At 69.7% G+C, this 19,019-nt stretch carries 19 protein-coding genes and 1 pseudogene; 12 read left to right on the top strand and 8 right to left on the bottom strand.

Features of this window, described 5'->3' with window-relative positions; all coding sequences use genetic code 11:
* Nucleotides 1-182: 182 nt before the first annotated feature.
* Nucleotides 183-626 (top strand): annotated as a pseudogene (locus tag ACFYYF_RS38855) (hypothetical protein); the annotation flags it as partial.
* A gap of 269 nt (nucleotides 627-895) precedes the next feature.
* Here ACFYYF_RS38855 and ACFYYF_RS38850 read toward each other — a convergent pair.
* A complete protein-coding gene (locus ACFYYF_RS38850) occupies nucleotides 896-1,678 on the bottom strand; it encodes a VOC family protein (protein ID WP_388783510.1) in 783 nt (260 codons plus the stop codon).
* A 540-nt stretch (nucleotides 1,679-2,218) separates the two neighbouring features.
* Here ACFYYF_RS38850 and ACFYYF_RS38845 point away from each other — a divergent pair.
* The 5 genes from ACFYYF_RS38845 (at nucleotide 2,219) to ACFYYF_RS38825 (ending at nucleotide 6,465) form a co-directional block, all read left to right on the top strand.
* Nucleotides 2,219-2,887 (top strand): DUF4097 family beta strand repeat-containing protein, encoded by a 669-nt coding sequence (locus tag ACFYYF_RS38845; RefSeq protein WP_388783508.1) that lies wholly within the window; start codon nucleotides 2,219-2,221, stop codon nucleotides 2,885-2,887.
* A gap of 85 nt (nucleotides 2,888-2,972) precedes the next feature.
* Nucleotides 2,973-3,998, top strand: a complete 1,026-nt coding sequence (locus ACFYYF_RS38840; RefSeq protein WP_388783505.1) for an ATP-binding cassette domain-containing protein — start codon at nucleotides 2,973-2,975, stop codon at nucleotides 3,996-3,998.
* The gene (locus tag ACFYYF_RS38835) at nucleotides 3,995-4,771 is read left to right on the top strand and encodes an ABC transporter permease (RefSeq protein ID WP_361695225.1); all 777 of its coding nucleotides are present in this window, start codon (nucleotides 3,995-3,997) and stop codon (nucleotides 4,769-4,771) included. The genes ACFYYF_RS38840 and ACFYYF_RS38835 overlap by 4 nt, the downstream gene beginning before the upstream one ends.
* Before the next feature lie 188 nt (nucleotides 4,772-4,959).
* A complete protein-coding gene (locus tag ACFYYF_RS38830; protein WP_388783502.1) occupies nucleotides 4,960-5,313 on the top strand; it encodes a hypothetical protein in 354 nt (117 codons plus the stop codon).
* A gap of 294 nt (nucleotides 5,314-5,607) precedes the next feature.
* Nucleotides 5,608-6,465: a hypothetical protein gene (locus tag ACFYYF_RS38825; protein WP_388783499.1), complete on the top strand. Its 858-nt coding sequence runs from the start codon at nucleotides 5,608-5,610 to the stop codon at nucleotides 6,463-6,465.
* A gap of 30 nt (nucleotides 6,466-6,495) precedes the next feature.
* On the opposite strand, the gene ACFYYF_RS38820 is transcribed toward ACFYYF_RS38825, so the two are convergent.
* From ACFYYF_RS38820 to ACFYYF_RS38805, 4 genes are all read right to left on the bottom strand, one after another.
* On the bottom strand, nucleotides 6,496-6,882 hold the full coding sequence (locus tag ACFYYF_RS38820; protein ID WP_388783496.1) for a VOC family protein: 387 nt from the start codon (nucleotides 6,880-6,882) through the stop codon (nucleotides 6,496-6,498).
* Nucleotides 6,879-7,172 carry an ArsR/SmtB family transcription factor gene (locus tag ACFYYF_RS38815; RefSeq protein ID WP_388783493.1) on the bottom strand — a complete coding sequence of 98 codons (294 nt, stop codon included), beginning with the start codon at nucleotides 7,170-7,172 and terminating at the stop codon, nucleotides 6,879-6,881. Before ACFYYF_RS38815 ends, ACFYYF_RS38820 begins: the two co-directional genes overlap by 4 nt.
* Nucleotides 7,173-7,333: 161 nt before the next feature.
* Nucleotides 7,334-8,968: a caspase family protein gene (locus ACFYYF_RS38810; RefSeq protein WP_388783490.1), complete on the bottom strand. Its 1,635-nt coding sequence runs from the start codon at nucleotides 8,966-8,968 to the stop codon at nucleotides 7,334-7,336.
* A 2-nt stretch (nucleotides 8,969-8,970) separates the two neighbouring features.
* A complete protein-coding gene (locus ACFYYF_RS38805; protein ID WP_388783488.1) occupies nucleotides 8,971-9,354 on the bottom strand; it encodes a hypothetical protein in 384 nt (127 codons plus the stop codon).
* A gap of 190 nt (nucleotides 9,355-9,544) precedes the next feature.
* Here ACFYYF_RS38805 and ACFYYF_RS38800 point away from each other — a divergent pair, with 190 nt between their 5' ends.
* A complete protein-coding gene (locus tag ACFYYF_RS38800) occupies nucleotides 9,545-10,531 on the top strand; it encodes a tetratricopeptide repeat protein (protein WP_388783485.1) in 987 nt (328 codons plus the stop codon).
* A gap of 163 nt (nucleotides 10,532-10,694) precedes the next feature.
* Nucleotides 10,695-11,339 carry a GNAT family N-acetyltransferase gene (locus ACFYYF_RS38795; RefSeq protein ID WP_388783482.1) on the top strand — a complete coding sequence of 215 codons (645 nt, stop codon included), beginning with the start codon at nucleotides 10,695-10,697 and terminating at the stop codon, nucleotides 11,337-11,339.
* A gap of 62 nt (nucleotides 11,340-11,401) precedes the next feature.
* Here the strand turns inward: ACFYYF_RS38795 and ACFYYF_RS38790 are convergent, their stop codons facing one another.
* Together ACFYYF_RS38790 and ACFYYF_RS38785 are read right to left on the bottom strand one after the other, a co-directional pair.
* A complete protein-coding gene (locus tag ACFYYF_RS38790; protein ID WP_388783479.1) occupies nucleotides 11,402-12,613 on the bottom strand; it encodes a S8 family peptidase in 1,212 nt (403 codons plus the stop codon).
* Nucleotides 12,614-12,873: 260 nt separating this feature from the next.
* Nucleotides 12,874-14,742: a hypothetical protein gene (locus ACFYYF_RS38785; RefSeq protein WP_388783476.1), complete on the bottom strand. Its 1,869-nt coding sequence runs from the start codon at nucleotides 14,740-14,742 to the stop codon at nucleotides 12,874-12,876.
* Between the two features lie 236 nt (nucleotides 14,743-14,978).
* Between ACFYYF_RS38785 and ACFYYF_RS38780 the strand changes: the two genes are divergently transcribed.
* The 4 genes from ACFYYF_RS38780 to ACFYYF_RS38765 all read left to right on the top strand — a co-directional run bounded on the left by ACFYYF_RS38780 (nucleotide 14,979) and on the right by ACFYYF_RS38765 (nucleotide 18,455).
* Nucleotides 14,979-16,346, top strand: a complete 1,368-nt coding sequence (locus ACFYYF_RS38780; RefSeq protein ID WP_388783473.1) for an ACP S-malonyltransferase — start codon at nucleotides 14,979-14,981, stop codon at nucleotides 16,344-16,346.
* Between the two features lie 83 nt (nucleotides 16,347-16,429).
* A complete protein-coding gene (locus tag ACFYYF_RS38775) occupies nucleotides 16,430-16,687 on the top strand; it encodes an acyl carrier protein (RefSeq protein ID WP_361689351.1) in 258 nt (85 codons plus the stop codon).
* A complete protein-coding gene (locus tag ACFYYF_RS38770; RefSeq protein ID WP_388783470.1) occupies nucleotides 16,684-17,910 on the top strand; it encodes a beta-ketoacyl-[acyl-carrier-protein] synthase family protein in 1,227 nt (408 codons plus the stop codon). Before ACFYYF_RS38775 ends, ACFYYF_RS38770 begins: the two co-directional genes overlap by 4 nt.
* A 116-nt stretch (nucleotides 17,911-18,026) precedes the next feature.
* Nucleotides 18,027-18,455 (top strand): hypothetical protein, encoded by a 429-nt coding sequence (locus ACFYYF_RS38765; RefSeq protein ID WP_365488915.1) that lies wholly within the window; start codon nucleotides 18,027-18,029, stop codon nucleotides 18,453-18,455.
* A 101-nt stretch (nucleotides 18,456-18,556) separates the two neighbouring features.
* Here ACFYYF_RS38765 and ACFYYF_RS38760 read toward each other — a convergent pair whose 3' ends face one another.
* On the bottom strand, nucleotides 18,557-18,997 hold the full coding sequence (locus ACFYYF_RS38760; protein ID WP_388783467.1) for a hypothetical protein: 441 nt from the start codon (nucleotides 18,995-18,997) through the stop codon (nucleotides 18,557-18,559).
* Nucleotides 18,998-19,019: the final 22 nt, after the last annotated feature.

Raw genomic sequence — 19,019 nt, 5'->3', positions numbered from 1 at the left:
GGGTGTTGCGTTAGAGTCCGCGTCATTGCAACAATTTATCGGCTGTGAACTGGAGCTTTAGCGATAGTGCGCAATAAATGCGTTGCTGAAAACATGAACGCAACGTAGCGTTTCTGATGTAAGAAACGACGGTGGGGTAGGTCCCATCCGGGGTCCAGCGAGCAGACAAAGGGGTGGGGATCATGGAAACTGCACAGAGCCGGCGGCAGGCCGCCGCCCCTGGCGCCTTCACCGCCTTCGCCCGCTTCGTGCTCTGCGGCGGGGGAGTGGGGCTCGCCTCCAGCTTCGCCGTGGCGGCCCTCGCCTGCTGGATTCCCTGGGGCCTGGCCAACGCCCTGATCACCGTGGCCTCCACGCTCCTGGCCACCGAACTGCACGCCTGCTTCACCTTCGGCGCGGGCGGGCGCGCGACCTGGCGCCAGCACGTGCAGTCGGCCGGGTCGGCCGCGGCCACCTATGTGGTGACCTGCCTGGCGATGGTCGTCCTGCATCAACTGGTCGCGGCGCCCGGCGCGTTGCTCGAACAGGCCGTCTACCTGACCGCCTCCGCGGTCGCCGGCGTCGCACGGTTCGTGGCGCTCCGGCTGATCGTCTTCGCGCGGGGTCACGCCCAGGTTCCGGCCACCGCCGTCCGCCGCGAGCCCGGGCGGGCCGCGGTGGACGTGCACTGCGACCCGGTGGCGGAGGCGGTTGTGGTGCACGGCGGCAACGTACGGACTGCGGCCGTCGTCCACCGCGACCACGTGCTGGACGAGACGGTCGTCCGTGCGGCCCGCCCCGTACCCGCGACCACGGACCGCGTCACGGCGGCGGCCGGTCAGGCGGCGCTCTGTCGCGCCGCCTGACCGCCTCGCCGGGGCGGGTTCCGGGCGGAACGCCCGGGCTCAACGAGGCGTCACATCCGGGGGTCCGGCTTCAGGAGGGCGAACACGGCGCCGAAGGGGTCCGCGAGCCAGGCGATCCGGCCGACCTCCGGGACGTCCGCCGCGGGCATCAGGACGGACCCGCCGTTCGCGGTGACCGCCGCGGCCGTCGCGTCGGCGTCCTCAGCGTGGAAGTAGGGCACCCAGCGCGGGCGTTCGGCCTCGCCGTCGCCCATCGGTGCGACCCCGCCGAACGAGGCGTCCTGCTGGTCGCCGTCCTTGGTGCTCAGGACGCGGTACGTCATGCCGGGCGCCGACATGTCCTGACTGCGCCAGCCGAACAGGCCCTCGTAGAAGGCGATGGCGGCGAGGGGGTCCGGGACGTGCAGTTCTGCCCAGAGAAGTGTGTTCGGGGCGGAGGCGATCTCCAGCCCCGTGGTCTTGCCCGGCTGCCAGAGCGCGAACTCGGCGCCCTGCGGGTCGGTTGCCTGTGCCAGGTGTCCCTCGCCCATGACGTCCATGGGTTCCATCCGTACGGTGCCGCCGCCGGCGGTGATGGCCGAGACGGTGGCCTTGATGTCGTCGGCCTTGAAGTGGATCATCCAGGCGGACTTCGCGCCCTCCTGGGTGAGCGGCCCGAGCGCGGCCACGGTCTTCCCGTCGACCTGGAAGAACCCGTACCCGCCCGCGTCCGGTCCTGCGGAGACGAACTGCCAGCCGAAAACGGCGCCGTAGAACGCGGCGGCCGCGTCCGTGTCGGGGCTGCCGAGGTCGAGCCAGTTGGGCGATCCGAGGCTGAAGTCTGTACCGAGCATGAGGCGTCCTCCGGGATGTCGGTCGAGCGGGCGGGGGCAACGATGCCGACCCGGCCCGGGTCGGGGTGCCCGAGACCACCGACGGACCCTCAGGCTTCACCCGTACGGAGCAATCCGCGCGCCGCGCAGGGCCGTGCAGGGCCGCACAGAGTCGTGCAGGGCCGCACAGAGTCGTGCATGGCCGTGCGGAGCAGTGCCTGACGCGGGAGCATGCCCGGCGCCCTGGGGTCGACGTGGAACAGGCGCCTCGTCGCGCCCTGGCCGCCAGCGCGTTTGTCGGTGCGTCGGGTCTCGATGGCCGGCCATTGGCGTTGCCGTTGACGCCCGTCATAGCGTTAACCGGCATGCATTGCAACGAATCCTGTGCGGTCGTGTTGCGTTAAGCGTAAGGCCGGTGCAACGAAATTCAGCTAACTACCTGCAGAGACTGCAAACTGGCGCAACATTCGTGTTGCTGGATCCGTGAATGCAACGTAGCGTTTCTGTCATCGGAAAGAAGCGGGCCGATCGGGGCACGCGATGTCGGAGAAGGAGAGCCTCATGCAGAAGTTCGACACCCCCGCCCCCGTCTCGGCCGTTCTCGACATCCCCGCGGGACGCATCCAGGTCATCGCCGCCGACCGCGCCGACACCACCGTCGAGGTCCTGCCCGCCAACCGTTCCAAGAGCCGCGATGTGAAGGCGGCCGGACAGGTACAGGTCGCCTACGCCGACGGCGTCCTGCGCGTCGAGGCCCCGGAGGCGAAGAACCGGCTCCTCGGCGCGTCCGGGGCGGTCGAGGTGACCGTGCAGCTCCCGGCCGGCTCCCGCGTCGAGGCGAAGGCGGCCGCCGCGGAGTTCCGCGGGGTGGGACGGCTCGGAGATGTCACGTTCGACGGCGGGCACCGCTCGGTGAAGCTCGACGAGGCCGACAGTGTCCATCTGAACGGCCTCGACGCCGACATCACCGTCGGCCGCCTGCACGGCCCCGCCGAGGTCAGCACTCAGAAGGGCGATCTGAACATTACCGAGGCCGCCCGTGGGCAGATCACGCTGAGCACCCAGATGGGTGACATCACCGTCGGCGCCGCCCCCGGTGTTTCCGCCTCGCTGGACGCCGGCACCACCTACGGCCGGATCAGCAACTCGCTCAAGAACGCCGACGCCACTCCCGGCCTGACGATCAGCGCGACCACCGCTCACGGTGACATCACCGCCCGCAGTCTCTGACCCACAGTCTCTGCCCCGCAGTCTCTGATTCGCAGTCTCCGACGCACAGCCTCGTTGTCCCACGCCTCGTCAAAGGAGCACCTCCATGACCGACCCGGCCATCGCCGCACAAGGGCTGCGCAAGTCCTACGGCGACAAGACCGTGCTCGACGGCATCGACCTGACCGTCCCCGAAGGAACCGTCTTCTCGCTGCTCGGCCCGAACGGCGCCGGCAAGACCACCGCCGTCAAGATCCTCTCCACGCTCATCTCCCCCGACTCCGGCTCCGGCCCGATCCACGTCGGCGGCCACGACCTGGCGAAGGAGGCCCATGCGGCACGGGCGGCGATCGGGGTCACCGGCCAGTTCTCCGCCGTGGACGGTCTGATCACCGGCGAGGAGAACATGCTCCTGATGGCCGACCTGCACCACCTGCCCAAGCCCGAGGGCCTGCGGGTCAGTGCCGAGCTTCTGGAGCGCTTCGACCTCACCGAGGCCGCGAAGAAGCCCGCCTCCACCTACTCCGGCGGCATGAAGCGCCGCCTGGACATCGCCATGACCCTGGTCGGCAGCCCCCGGATCATCTTCCTCGACGAGCCGACCACCGGCCTTGACCCCCGCTCCCGCCACACCATGTGGGGCATCATCCGCGAACTCGTCACCGGCGGCACCACCGTCTTCCTCACCACCCAGTACCTGGAGGAGGCCGACCAGCTCGCCGACCGCATCGCCGTCCTCAACAACGGAAAGATCGCAGCCGAAGGCACCGCGGAGGAGCTGAAGCGGCTGATCCCGGGAGGACATGTACGTCTGCGCTTCACCGACCCGGCCGCCTACCAGTCGGCCGCGGCCTCGCTGAGCGACGCGTCCCGCGACGACGAAGCCCTCGCCCTGCAGCTTCCCAGCGACGGCAGCCAGCGCGAACTGCGCGCCGTCCTGGACCGTTTGGACGCGGCCGGCGTCGAGGCCGACGAACTGACCGTGCACACACCCGATCTCGACGACGTCTTCTTCGCCCTGACAGGCCCCACCGTCGTTCCGAGTCAGTCCGACAAGTCGAGCGAGTCGAGCCAGTCGAACAACCCGAGTCAGCCGAGCCGGCCCAACCAGCCCAAGGAGACCCTTCGATGAGCACCTTCTCCCTCGCCGTGCGTGACTCGTCCACGATGCTGCGCCGCAATCTTCTGCACGCCCGCCGCTATCCCTCGCTCACCTTGAACCTGCTGCTCACTCCAGTGATGCTCCTGCTGCTGTTCGTCTACATCTTCGGCGACACCATGAGCGGCGGCGCGGGCCGCTCCGCGTACATCGCCTACATCGTTCCCGGCATCCTCCTGATGACCATCGGCAGCACCACGATCGGCACCGCCGTCTCCGTGGCCACCGACATGAACGAGGGCATCATCGCCCGCTTCCGGACGATGGCCATCCACAGAGGTTCCATCCTCTTCGGACACGTCGTCGGCAGTGTGCTGCAGGCGGTCATCAGCGTCGTGCTGGTAGGCGCCGTGGGCGTCGCGATGGGCTTCCGCTCCACCGATGCGACCGTCGTCGAATGGCTGGCGGCTTTCGGACTGCTCGCCCTGTTCGCCCTGGCCTTCACCTGGATCGCGGTCGGCATGGGCATGGGCAGCCCCAACGCCGAGGCGGCCAGCAACAACGCCATGCCGCTGATCCTGCTGCCCCTCATCTCCAGTGCCTTCGTCCCGCTGGACTCGATGCCCGGCTGGTTCCAGCCGATCGCCGAGTACCAGCCCTTCACTCCCGCCATCGAGACCCTGCGCGGTCTCCTCCTGGGCACCGAGATCGGCAACAACTGGTGGATCGCGCTGGCCTGGTGCCTGGGTCTGAGCGTCCTCGGCCACCGCTGGTCCAAGGCCCAGTTCGACCGCGACCCCGCGTAACCGCCCCGCCCTCGACACCCACACGGCAACACAACCTCATCGCACGACCCCGTCCCGCCTCAGGGCGGCGTACTCCGGCACCGCGCCGGGCCACGCCGCCCTGAGGCGCTGCCGCATGACATCTGTCACTCGAAAGGACGTACACCGGGCACTGGGGAACCGGGATGCCCCGGTCCTACCTTCTTCCCATGACGAAAACGGGTGGGACCGACCAGCAGAAGACCGACGTCAAGGTGAGCCTGATCGGCGGTCACCGGCTCGAGGGCGAGACACTGCACGAGCGCACGCTCACCGTGTCGCTCGTCGGCGGGGCCGACGTGGACCTCACCGGCATCGAGATCCCCGACGGCGCCGAACTGCGCATCACCAAGCTGAGCCTGATCGGCGGCGTCAGCCTCAAGGTTCGTCCCGACGTGGTCGTGGCCGTGCACGGCATCCGGCTCGGCGGGGTCAAGGACGAGGGCCCGAGCGAACCGGGCGGCCCGACCGTCCGCATCGACGCCTGGGGCCTGCTCGGCGGAGTCGACGTCACCCGCGGATGAGGCCACTCCTGGGTACGGGCTGTGTGCCGGCGTCACATGGCCCGCAGCCGTGCCCGAACGCCGGCCGGCCTGCCACAAATTGACGATCAAGCATGCGGGTGACGGCACTATGATCCGCCCGGACGGTGCGTCACAGCTCCTCGCCCAATTCCCCAGGAGAGTCCGACCCTCCCTGATCGGAAGCGCACACCGTCCACCGGCAATCCAGGAATCCGGGCATCCGCGGTTCCAGGGATCCGAGGGCAGGCCAGGAGCCAACTACACCCAAGAGGAAGTCAGTTGAAGAGTGCGCGCGTGTCACGTCGTATGTGGTCCGAGGGGCGCGGTGCCATGGTGCGGGTCCTCGTCTGGACAGGGACCGTGCTCGTCGCGTCGGCCATGGGGGCGGCCGGCGCCCTGGTCCATCAACGGGACACCTCCGTGGACACATCCGCCGTCGACGCGCAGGCCACCGAGCTCACCGAGGACCTGCGGGGCGACCTGAACGCCGGCTTCTACTCGGGCGGCCGGGCCTACGGTGGCCAGTTCACCGAGGGCACGCTCGTGGCCCAGGTCGAGGCACACGGCGGAGCGCTGCTGAGTGTCGGCAAGGCGCGGGATCAGTCCGACCCTCACGTCCACTCGGCACAGGTGATGCTGGGGCTGGTGCCACCCGAGAAGGGGGCCGTCGCGGCGGACGCCTATCCCGTCCGCTGCTACCGCTACACCTTCGCTCTCGGCTCCTACAGCGTGGACCGGTCCGCCATGACCTGCCCGGCATCGCGGACCGACGGCAAGCCCGGCAGTCTCACGGCGGAGATGGGTGCGCTCCTCGCCCGGCAGCCCACCGGCCCGTACGCCTACCGGCCGATGACGACCGGGGGGTACGCGCACACACCGCAGGGCGCGCTGGACTTTCTCAAGGACAAGCGACTGGTGGGGGCCAAGGACACCGTGAGCGCGGTCTCCGGCCGGACCGAGGACGGTGACGTCTACGTCCTGGCCCTGCGCATCAACGGCGTGTGCCATCAGCTGCGCATGGACTCCTCGTCGGCCGCGGCACGGTTCATACCCCTGTGGGCCGCCCCGGCCGACCGTCAGAACACATGCGACGCGAAGCGGGCCGCGGCCGCGGCGACCCTGTACGGAACGGATCCGGCGAAGGCGGGGTGACGAACGCGCGGCCACGAACCCCTCGGTGTCCTACTTGCTGTGCACGATCTGGATCAGGTTGCCGCAGGTGTCGTCCAGCACCGCGGTGGTGACCGGCCCCATCTCAAGAGGTTCCTGGGTGAAGGTCACCCCGAGGGCCCGCAGTCGGTCGAACTCCGCCTGTACGTCCTCCACGGCGAAGGAGGTGGCCGGGATGCCGTCCTGGACCAGCGCCGTCTTGTACGGCTGCACCGCGGGATGGCCGGAGGGCTCGAGCAGCAGTTGGGTCCCGTCGGGATCCTCCGGCGAGACCACGGTCAGCCACCGGTGCTCGCCCAGTGGGACGTCGTGCTTCTTCACGAAGCCCAGCGCATCCGTGTAGAAGCGCAGGGCCTTCTCCTGGTCGTCGACGAAGACGCTGGACAGGTGGATCCTCATGGAGTGCTCTCCGATGTGTCGGGCCTGAGCCATCGGGTCGCGATGCGCTCGAGGGGTTCGGTGTCGAGGTCGTGGAACTTGTAGCGGCCCTCGCGTCGGGTGACGACCAGGCCCGCGGATTCCAGGACGGCCAGATGCTGGCTGATCGCCTGCCGGGACAGACCAAGACCGTGCTTGGTCACCAGCCGCGTGCAGATCTCGAACAGGGTCTGACCGTCCCGCTCCACCAGCTCGTCCAGGATCCGCCGACGCGTCGGGTCGGCCAGCGCCTTGAACACATCCTCCGCCACACCCACCACCATAGGCAAGCAATGACTTGCCTATCAAGTGTGGCTTCACCCGATCGCGACGGGCCGGTACGTTCCCTGGTCACCCCAGGTGACGTGCCCTGCCCTCGTGCGAGGGGTGGATGCTGGAGGAGCGCGAGACCCGGCTGAACCCCTGATCGGGGCTACTCCGCTCTATGGTCCGCCCGATCAGCGATCCGTTCGAGTCCCTGTTCGGCCTTCTCGACCATCCATGGATTGTGGTGCCGGGCGCCGATCTCCAGGGCGTGCCTGTAGTGCTTGCCCGCCTCTGTCCAGTCGCCGGAGTGCTCCGCGCACAGAGCGACATGGAAAAGGCTCCAGCCCGACAGCGGGCCGTCGTCACAGGCCAGCCCGGATCGCGCGGCGGCTTCGTGGTGCTCCCGCTCCCGGCGGGTGTCGCCCTCGTCGTGCGCCAGCTCGGCGAGCTGGTGGTGGGTCCAGCCGGCGGCCGTGTGGCACCGATGGATGTCCGCCACCGTCAGGGACCGCTCGAAGAAGTCCTTGGCCGCCGCGACGTCATCGTGTTGGCGCCGGTACGTGCCGAAGTTGTGCAGGCTCCAGGCCTTCAGCAGCGCGTCGCCCGTCTCGTCGGCGAGCCGGTCGGCACGGGTGAAGAACTTCAGCGCCATCTCGAAGTCCCCGACTCGCCAGCGGCAGGAGCCCAGCCCGTCCCAGGCCCAGCCCTGCCGCCCTCTGTCGCCGTGCTCGATCGCGAGGTCCAGAGCCGCCCAATAGTTGTCCTCCGCCTCGTCGAGCGAGCCGCCGTCGCGTGTCTCTCTCGCCTCATCGAGCAGCCTGCCGATGTCCGGCGACCTCGAATCGGCGCTCGGGAGATGTCCGGCGGCCTCACCCGCGGTGGCGGCCGCGGCGGACACGGCGCGGCTGTCGTCGGTTGTCAGGAGGCGCAGCTGCTCCGCCACGCGATCGCGGACCCTCTTGTTGCCGGTGCGGTACAGGTGGGCGAGATGGTGCACAGCGCCGAGGCGGTTCGTGGCGAGCGGGCTGCACAGGGCGTCCTGCAGCTGTTTGGGAAGGTCCCAGCTCACGTTCTGAGCGATGACGATGCGGCCCGCCACGTTCTCCTGCTTCTTGGGCCGCTGCTGCGGAATCTCGGCGACGACCTTGTCATGCACGTAGACGTACAGCTCGTCGAGCGTGATGTCACCGTCGCCGTCGCGATCGGCGCTGCCGTCACGCAGTCCCTGCACCAGGTGCCGAGTGAAGACGGACCGGGGCGCGCGGCCGTCAAGCCGGTCGCCCTCGAAGGAGTACTGGGTGGCGTCGGACGCGGTCAGTACCGTACGGCCCTGGCCCTGGAACCGCTCCAGCGTGTGTACGTCGGCACCCGACTTGGCGACCATGCCGGCGGGGAAGGCGCCGCTGTAGCAGCAGTCGAGGACGAGTACTTGCCGCCGCGACGCGCAGGCGTTCATCGCCTGGTCGATCAGTTCCGCGGACAGCGAGGTGAACATGAGGTCGGAGCGAAGGGTGTCCCTTGCAGCCAAGTGCAGCCGCCCCTCCTCGTCCTTGAGGCCGTGCCCCGTGAAGTACAGCAGGGTCAGATCGTCGTGGCGGCGGTCCCGCAAGAACCGGCCGAGGGCCGCTTTGATGCTGTGCTGTGGTTCGTTCACGAGGATCGTCACCTCGAACCCGGCGATGTCCGGATCGCTCAACACCTCGGCCAGTGCTTCGGCGTCGTGACCGGGCGCGGTCAACTGCGCGAGCCCCTCGTCCTCGTACGCATTGGTGGCGACGAGCAGGGCGAAGCGACGATCCACGACTACTCCTCACGCGCTCCGTGACGGCGTACGAACATGTCGATCAGCTGCCGCCGTTCCTCGGGAGTCGCCTGCTCCAGCTCCACGGTGTCGCCGTCGACGGTGACCGATACCCGGTGCCGCGCGGACTGCCGGCCGAGCCAGTCCTGCACCAGGCCGACCAGCGAGGTCAGCACTCCGCCAGGTGCGCTCAGCGCCAGCACGACGGCACCCGCCGTGAGCGGGCCGACGGCCCCCTTGGCGCGCTCGGGCGGAACACCCTCCGTCAGTAATCGCACCGTGTGGACGTCGAGCCCGCGAAGTTCAGCGCGCAGCCCCAGCGCCAGCCGCTCGCTCTCCTCGGCATTCGCGGCACTGTCGGGCACCAGACCCAGCGTCACATCCATGGCACGTCCCCCGATCGCCATGGATCCGTTCGCCCCATGACACGGCGACCAGTGTGACGAGTTGGACCGCTTCCTGGAGGCGGATCCGGGAAGTCGGCGGATCCCGTCCCCGGGCCCGGGCGGGACCGGCCCGCGCGAGGCGAACACACCTGCGGACCCGGTCTGATCTTCGAGGTCCTACGATCTTCCGATGACGTCGAATCGAGCTGTGGCTGCCGGGGTCGGTCTTGCGCGGGTGATGGCCCACTGTGGAGGCAGCCCGGAGGCGGCCGTCCACTATGTGGCCGGGGCCATCGCCGCCGCGCCCGGGGACCCGGAGCCCTACGCGGTGCTCGCCGAACTGTGGGCGGAGCGACGGGCGGACCTGACCCGGTTCTTCGAGGACGCCGATTCGCTGAGGTCGGTGCTGGCGAGGTCGTACGTCAGCTTCATCGAGAACGACATGAATGCCGCGGTGATGACGATCGGGTCGGTCACGGGCGTGCAGCCCACCATCGCCTGGGCCCGCGCCCCCTGGTTCGGCGACGCGCGGTTCCTGGACGTGGTGAACGCCGACGCGGTGGCCGAAGCGGTCATGCGGACGACGGACTATGGACGCACGCTGGACACCCCAGGCGTGCGGGAAGTGCTCCGCCCCTGGTTCGGGCTGATCGACGTGGTCTGCGCCCGCGAGCCGGTGCCCGAGGCGATGGCCAAGATGGCGATCTTCCTGCGGGCCTGCGGTCTCACCGACGAGTCGTTCGCCCTCTGCGACCGGGCGGACGCCATCGAGCCGATCATGCTGACGGAAGTCGTGCGGGCGGGGACATGGCGGAAGCTGGGGGATCCCGAGCGGACCGCGGCGGCGTTCGAGCGCGCTCTCGCCCTGGACCCGGCCAACTGGTCGCTGTATCTCGACCTGGCCGACCTCCGGGCCGAACAGGGCGACTTCGCCGGCGCGGTCCAGCTCGTCGGTCGGGGCCTTGAGCGAGAGCCGGGAGAGCCGACCCTCCGGGCGGCCGGGGTCGCCTATCGCGCGCGGCTCACGGGCTCGCCCGACGACCTGCGCGACCTCATAGGACTGGCACCACAACTGCCGAGCAACCCCTACCGGGACCTGCTCATCGACCAAGCCTGCTCCGGTCCCGCCCTGCCCGCGGAGCTCATCACCGAGGCCCGTCGTTTCCAGAGCGGCTGACGATTCCGTGTGCCCGTGTGCTGCGCTCCGTTGACTTAGGTGGTCAGGCCGCGGCAGCATGCTGCACAATCATAGTTACTGCAAGTTGATCGCAATAAGGTGGTTGCAGGTGGATGCGCGTCCCAGTCGGCAACTACCTGCACCGGGGGGCGTTGTGTCGCACATGAACACGGCGCAGGCCGTGCACGCGTGGATCCACGGCTGGGCCGTCTCGCGCGGCGCGGCCGAACCTGTTCCCACCGCCTGGGGGTTCACTGTTGACGTCGGCCTGCCCGGACACGTCCTACGCCACGTACTGCCCGCCGCCGACGAAGCCGCCGTTCGCAAGATCACCGAGAATGCGGCCGCTCCCGGTGTCTGGCTGAAGGCTCCCGCCCCGCCGGACATGTTCGAATCCTGGCTCGGGCCCGGTTGGTCCCTGGCGGGCGGACCCGGCTTCCTGATGTCCGCTCCTACGCACCCAGCCCGCGGCGAGGAGGCCTCACCGGCCATCGCCGAAGGCTATCGGCTGGACACCTGGACCCGGGCCGGGCTCACCCGCGCCCTGGTGCGCTCCGCGGACGGCGCCTTCGCCGCACGCGGTCAGGTCGCCGTCACGGGTCCCACGTGTGTCGTCGACCAGGTCGAGACCGACCCCGCTCATCAACGCCGCGGTCTGGGGCGCCTGTTGATGCACACGCTCGTCGGTGCCGCGGCCCGGCAGGGAGCCACGACAGGTGTGCTGGTGGCGACACCGGAGGGCCGGGCTCTGTACGAGACGGCCGGGTGGCGCGTGCTGGCCCCGCTGACCGGAGCCGTACGGAACTGAGGCGCAGGAGGCTCGACCGGAAATCCGGCCGAGCCTCCTGCGTCAGGTACCGATGTCCCCGGTCAGGGAACGAGCTTCAACAGCTTGTTCGGGGAACCCGAACCGATGCCGCTGAGGACACCGCTGGTCGCGCCGTTGACCAGCGCGCTGCCGACCGCGGCGGGGGAGGCGCCCGGGTGGGCCGTCAGGTAGAGCGCGGCGGCCCCGGAGACGTGCGGGGCGGCGAACGAAGTGCCGTTGCCGGTGTACGTGGCCGAGTCCGAGGAGTTCCAGCCCGCCGTGATGCCGGAACCGGGCGCGAAGAGATCCACCCTGGAACCGTAGTTGGAGTAGCTCGCCCGTGCGTCGCCGCTCGTGGTCGCGCCGACGGTGAGGGCTTCGGTGACCCGGGCGGGGGAGTAGTTCGACGCCAGGGCGCCCGAGTTGCCCGCCGCTATGGAGTAAGTCACCCCGGACGCGATGGAGTTCTTCACCGCGGTGTCCAGCGAGGAGCTGGCCCCGCCGCCGAGGGAGACGTTGGCGACGGAGTTGGCCACATGGTTGGCCGTGATCCAGTCCACGCCCGCGATGACCCCGGCGGTCGTGCCGGAGCCGTCGTTGCCGAGGACCCGGACGGCGACGATCTTCGCCTTCTTGGCCACGCCGTAGGTGGTTCCTGCGGTGACGGTCGCCACGAAGGTCCCGTGGCCGTAACCGTCCTGCGCGGTGGCGTCGTTGTCGACGAAGTCCCACCCGTAGGAGGCGCGGCCGGCGATGTCCTGATGGGTGATCCGCACACCGGTGTCCAGCACGTAGACGGTCGACCCGCTGCCTCCGTCGTCGGGCGAGGTGTACGTGCCGCTCAGCGGAAGGTTCGTCTGGTCGATCCGGTCCAGGCCCCAGGGGGCGTTGGTCTGGGTACCGACCGCGTGGACGACCTGGTCCTGCTCGACCGAGGCGACGGTCGGGTCGGCCGCCAGCCGCCTGGCCTGGGTGTCGGTGAGACTGACGGCGTAGCCGTTGAGGGCCGAGGTGAACGTCCGCCTGACGGTGCCTCCGTACTCGGACACCAGGCCCTTTCCGCGCGCGGCGGTGGCCTTGAAGCCCACGTTCTTCTTGAGCGTGACGATGTAGCTGCCGGGAACCGCGTCGGAGGAATGTGCGCCTAAGACCGTTCCCTCCGCCGGCGCTGCCTGAGCGGGGAGGGCGGAGAGAGTGCCTACTGCGGTCGCCGCGGCGGCCGTTGTGGCGATGGCCACGGCGATGCGCCGCTTCATGGTGCGTACTGCTGCCATGTGGGGAGGTCCTTTGCGATCGGGCGGGGAGTCCTGGTGCGGATCCCCGTCGAACCATGTGCGGCACTCGGGTCGGTGCCACGGAGTGACCATGGATTCCGCGTCCGGCGATCGAAAAGGGATTACATGCACACGTCATGAATCTGTCACGCGCGGTCATCCTGCGCAGCACTGCGGCCACAGAGGGTCACGCCTGCTTCGCGTCACCGCCCCGAGCCGGGCGGTCGGGCCGCTGCGTGTCGTCGAGCCACCGCGCGCCGTCAGGGGGTCGGCCCCTGACCCCCGCGGACCAGCCGCCAGCCCTCGGTGAACAACGCGGGAAGCGTGTCCGGCAGCAGTTCGAAGGTCCGCACCTCGTCCCCGGAGAACTGCAACTGTGCCCCGATCAGCGGCGCTTTCCAGCACTCCATCGGCGGCAGAGGCTTTTTGGCGTGCGCCCACGGCCCGGGCAGGAAGAGGCTGCGTCCCGCGCGGGCTCTGCGGTCCTCGACCACCAGAGCCCGCGCCGTCAGCTCCTCCGCGGCCGCCTTGTGGCGCTTCGGGGACCAGGCGTTCCAGCGCCGTACATTGCGGTCCGACGGCGCGGGGAGCACCAGGAGTTGGAGGTACAGGGCGGCGGCGTCCTCGGACAGACCGAGGGTGGCGGCGACCTCGGCGACCAGGTCCGGGACGCAGGCGCGCGGGTCGGACTCGTAGCGGCCCGGGGCCAGATCGCCCGAGGCGACGCGGGCGGTGATGCGGTCGCAGGTGCCGTCCGTGAGCCAGTCCGAGCGCCGGTTCCCGTCGCTGTAGCGGGCCATGCTCTCGTGGAGGAACCCGGCCGCGACGTCGCTCGCGGCGAGCAACTCGCGCAGATGCCGGACGGTTTCGGGCATCCGCTCGCGTACGGGATCCCCGGCGGGGAGGTCCGGGTATGCCCACGCCAGGCCCGCGAAGACCGCGTCCAAGAGGAAGTCGGCCTCGTAACGGCGTGTGATGTTCCACGGGGTCCGCGGGCCGGCTTGCTCGGCGGCGCCGGGCCCGCCAGCGGGGCGGAAGTTCCGTGGCACAGCGGAGTTCGGCGAGTCGAGGAACAGATGACACACGTGGGCCGCCGGCATCCGGGTGTCCAGGGCGACCGCGGCCTGCCAGGTGCTCCACGGCGGGGTCGAACGGGCCCCACGCTGCTGCGCCCACGCCGCGGCGGTACGCTCCGCGACGCGGGCCAGGCCGCCCGGCTCCCACAGGTCCGCGGGGTCCTCGGGCATCACGTCGGCGAGCAGGGCGCTCCGCCCCGCGTCCCCCATCGACAACTCCTCGCGGGCCGAATCGAGTTCGCCGTGCTTGAAGCCGAGCACGGTTCGTTCGTGCTGGTCGAGGAAGGGCATGTAGTAGCTTCCGGCGCCGGGGTTGCCGGCCAGGACGAGGGCCGCGGCGGGGCGGCTCATCCCGGTCGCCTCGCTGAGGGCGACGACGGCGTCCGCGTCCCAGGTGACCGGGCCGCGCTCGCGGACGAGTTCGACCAGGTTCCGTAGCTGCCCGGGAGTGCCCCATGCGTGCCGGCAGTCCACGACGTGGAGCGGTTCCTCGGGGCGCGGGGCGGCCTCGGCGCCGGGCAGCACGGCCTCGAAGAAGACGGTTCTGCGCCCTGCGGGAAGGTGCAGAGCGAACGAGACACCCTGGTGGTCACGGGCGTTGAACGACATCGGCTCGGCGAGCCGGCCCACGCGGAAGCGGTAGGCGGGATCGGCGAACGGCGTGCCCGCCCACATCTCCAGGAATTCGAGCACCACTTCGCGGCGCTCCGGCCTGGTCGCGGGAGACGCCGCACGCAGTGCGAGCCCGCCCATGCGCCCGATGACGTCCGTCCAGGTGCCCGACCCGGGAAGGCGGACCTTCCGTCCTTCCGGATCGGGCGCCCAACTGGCCAGGATTTCCGACATGGTGCGCTCCGGCGACAGATGTATCTCCCGCTCGCCGGGATCGAGCGCCCGGCTGCCCTCGACGTAGCGTCCGATGCGCTCGATGTCCTCGAAGGTGCCCGAGTTCCAGCAGTCCGGGACGTGGACGAGACCCCCGAGGGCGGCGCGTATGGCATGGCCGTCCCGGACGGGGGGCGGTGGAGGCGGAGCCGTGTCGAAGTCGTTCATGGGTCAGATCATGGCGGACGGCACCGACAACGGGTTCTCAGGGCGCAGGACGACCGCGCACGTGCGGGGTCGCATAGGCGCGGTCGCACGTGCGCGTGGACACATGCGTGGGCACGCGCGTGTGGGCACCTGCGTGGGCACGCGCGTGTGGGCACCTGCGTGGGCACGCGCGTGTGGGCACCTGCGCGTAAGCACATGGCGATGGGGCGGGCAACCTGCGCTGTGCTGGAAGAACCATGGGTGGAAGCATGGGTGAACAGCCTGTCCGCGACCGTCTCGACGTGCAGCGGTGCCCACTTTCCCGCAAGATGAATGCGTGGCGAGTGCACCGTCGCCGGCAGCGGCCTGCCGCTGAATTCACCGCACCTGCATCGAGTCTCTTGCGGAGTCGCTCGTACGGAGTCGCAGCCACCGCGCCGTGCGGCACGGCCGCCCGCGACGGCGGGGCGACATCACCCTTCCTCGAGCTCTCGAGCCCTGCAGGAGGTGTCATGTTCCATCGGTACGGACACTCCCGGACCGTCCCGGAGCGGCAGTCACCCGTTCCCGAGCGGCAGTCATCAAACAACACGTCTCCTCCGGCCCCGGAGTCCCAGACGTCCGCGAGGAACGGCGGGAGCGCCGCCGGTCGCGGCGGGAATGGCTCGCTGTGGGTCTTCGCCGGCCAGGGCGCACAACAGCCCCACATGGGTACGGGCCTCGCGGCCGCGCCGGCGCTGTTCGAGCGAGTCCGCACCGTGGCCGGACTCGATCTCGCTCCCGCGTGCCTCCTCGACGACACCGCCTGCTGGGACCAGCCCGTCGTCCAGGCCGCGATCCTCACCATCGAGACCGCGTCCGCCCAGGGCTGCCGCGACAGGGGCGCGGGCCCCGACGGCGTGCTCGGGCACAGCTTCGGAGAGTACGCCGCCCTGGTCATGGCCGAATCCCTCTCCTTCGACGACGCCGTCCGGCTCGCCGTGATCCGGGGCCAGGCCATGGCCGGTCTGGCCGACGGATCGACCGCCATGGCAGCCGTCATCGGCGCGACGAACGAGGCCGTGGCCGAAGTCTGTGAGGATCTGCTGCGCGGCGGGGTGTCCATCCATGTCGCGGCCTACAACAGTCCCGGCCAGACCGTGCTCGCCGGTACCGGCGAGGGCCTGGCGCTCGCGGCGCCGAGACTGCGCGCGGTCGGTGCAACGCGCACGCGCACTCTGCCCGTTCCGTTCGCAGCGCACTCGCCGCACATGGCGGCCGTCCAGGAACGCCTGGGACGGGCACTTGAGCACATGCGCCTCGACCCACCCCGCGTCCCGTACTACTCCAGTGTGACGGGCCGTCGGGTCGAGCGGCCGGAGGAGATGCGGGACCTGCTGGTGCGCTCCGTCGTCGAGCCGGTGCGCTTTCGTCACGCGGTCGCCAGGGCCTTGACCGACGGCTACGACAGCGTCCTCGAGGTGGGTTCGGACCGGCCGCCCCGACTCCTTGGCCTCATCGACGAGATCTGCCGACGCGATGTGCCGGAGAGGTTGCCCCCGAGCCTGTGCGCCGTGGCGGCCGACTCCGACGCTCCCGACGGAAGACCGTTCGTACCCGCCGCCTCACCGGCGGGACGCAGATGACCTGGGTGACGGGACGACGTCCGTCCGACGTCCTCCCCGCGGACCGGGGCGGAAAGAGGCGACAGAAGAGCTGGGAGGAAGCCGTGGCCGAAGCGACAAGCTCCGAGGCAGTGTTCAACCAGGTGGTGGACGTACTCGTCGACGAGTTGGGCGTGCCCCGCTCGAAGATCACTCCCGAGTCGCATGTGTTCAGGGACCTCGGGCTCGACTCGCTGGACCTCATGACCGCGGTGACCCTGTTCGAAGGACGCTTCGGCGTCACGATCCTCGACGAGGACATCGGGCACATGGTGGTCGTCAAGGACGCGGCCGACGTGGTCATGAGCAAGGTCAGAACGTGAGACGCGTCGCGGTGACGGGAATAGGGCCGGTGACGTCCGTCGGCACCGGCCGCGACGAACTGTGGGCGTCCATCGTCGCCGGCCGGTCCGGGATAGGACCGCTCACCCGCTTCGACGCGTCGGCCCTCTCGTCACGTATCGCCGGACAGATCGACGACTTCGACGTCTCGGACGTCCTGCCCCCGCAGAAGTCCCGCAAGGCCGAACGCTTCACCCACCTCGCCTTCGAGGCAGCCCGCCTGGCGCTCGCCGACGCCGATCTACGTGTCGGCGAACTCGAACCCCGGCGGGTCGGTGTGGTGATCGGCAGCGCCTACGGCGGTACGTCGCGCCTGGAGACCGAGATCGCCGTCCTTCTGTCCCGAGGTGTCAGGGCCGTGCCGCCCGAGATCAACGTCTCCTGCGCGGCCAGTTCCGCGGCCGCCTTCGTCTCCATGGAGTTCGGCCTGCTCGGCCCGGTCGAGTGCCTGGCCGCGGCCTGCGCCTCTGGAGCCCATGCGATCGGCCGCGCCACCGACCTGGTCATGTCCGGACGCGCGGATGTGGTTCTGGCCGGAGGGACGGACGCGGCCCTGACGCCCCTCTCCATGGGCGCCTTCTGTTCCGCCCGCGCTCTGTCCCGGCGCAACGACGCGCCCACGGCCGCCTCCCGCCCCTTCGAGCGCACACGCGATGGTTTCGTGTTCAGTGAGGGTTCCGTCATCCTGGTACTGGAGGATCTCGCGTCCGCCTCCGCGCGGGGAGCGCCGGTGCTCGCCGAGATACTCGGGTACGCGCATTCCCTGGACGGCCACAGCCTCATCGCCCCGCAACCGGACGGAGAGGGCGCCGTCCGCTCGATGGAATCCGCGTTGGCGGACGCGGGAGTCCCACCGGCCGACGTCGGTTATGTGAACGCCCACGCGGCCTCGACACCTGTCGGTGACCTCGCCGAGGCCCGTGCGATCAGGACTGTCTTCGGCCGGGTTCCCCCGCCCGTCTCCTCCACGAAGTCGATGACGGGTCACCTTCTGGGTGCCGCTGGCGCTCTCGAAGCGGCGATAACCGCCCTGGCCCTGCACACGAAACAGCTTCCGCCGACCATCAACGTCGACGAACTCGATCCGCTGTGCGAACTCGACGTCATCCCCCATCGGGCACGTGCCGCGACGGCGGACGTCGCGATCTCGAATTCGTTCGGACTCGGCGGCCTGATGTCGACGCTCGTCTTGGCGAGGTACTGAGGATCCCCAGAACCCCAGAACCCATGAACCGCAGACCGCAGAACCGACTGCAGAACCGCAGAACCGCAGAAGCGCAGAACCGAGGAACCGACGAAGTGCTTTCGAAGGAGAAACGGATGAACTGGGAAAAGGGCCGCTTCGGACCGAGTGCCCTGGTGATCGAACTCAACGATCTGACCCGTCGTGTCGCGGCCGGAGAGGAGCCGGACGGCCTGGACGACCTCGTCGCCATGGTCGAGGAACGCTTCCAGCTGACGGACGGACAGCAGACCGGTGTGCGAGATCTCGCGGCACAGGCCGACCAGGTCTCCCGTCTCAAGGAACTGGTCCTCGACGCGGCCCGCAGCGATGGCGTCAGTCAGTTCGTCGTGGTGCAGCTGCCGAACGGCGCCGACGGCCGCTTCGTACACGAACTGAGACGGGAGACGCTCGCCGACGGCATCCTTCCGGCCGACGAGGGTTCCGTGGTGCTGAGGGCCACGGTCGGTGTGGCCCACTGCGACGCCGACTGCCGCAACTGGGGCTGGGGTTCGGCCAAGGCCTGAAGCCCGTACGGCTGAGCCTTGAGGCCCGTACCCCTGAAGCCGGAGCCCCGTGCCCCTGAAGTCGGAGGCCCGCACCTGCGAAGTCCGCGGGTTGAGACCCGTCAGGCGTACAGGTAGTTGTGGGTCCAGTAGCTGGTGGCCGTGAACTCCCGGCCGCACCGGTGGCACGGCGCCGTGCGCCCGTCGTCGGCGAACTCGAACACGTTGTACACGCCGATCACGGTGTCGCGCAGGAGCTGTTCGTCGTGCACCTTGTGGCCGACGGCGTGGGCGACGATGTCCATCGCGGTCGGTGTCCGGCCGCATGGGCAGCGTGGCTCGCCGTAGGCGCGGATGAGGGAGAACTCGACGACGGAATCGAGAGGCAGCCGCAGCAGGCCCTCGATGTAACGGAGTTCCACACCGGGGGTCTTGACGACGGGTCCCTGGTGGGGGAGGAGCGAGATGGCCTTCCGCATCTCGGTGTCGTCCAGCCTGATGCCGGCCCGGGCGCCGCTCTCGCGGTACTGGGCCTTCAACTGGTCGAGGGTGGTGGCGTCCATCGAGCATCCCTTCGAAGCAGGT

Source organism: Streptomyces sp. NPDC001914 (assembly GCF_042891215.1).
Classification (GTDB): domain Bacteria; phylum Actinomycetota; class Actinomycetes; order Streptomycetales; family Streptomycetaceae; genus Streptomyces.
The sequence above is the reverse complement of the archived record's forward strand: the minus strand, read 5'-3'. Positions and strand labels throughout refer to the sequence as shown.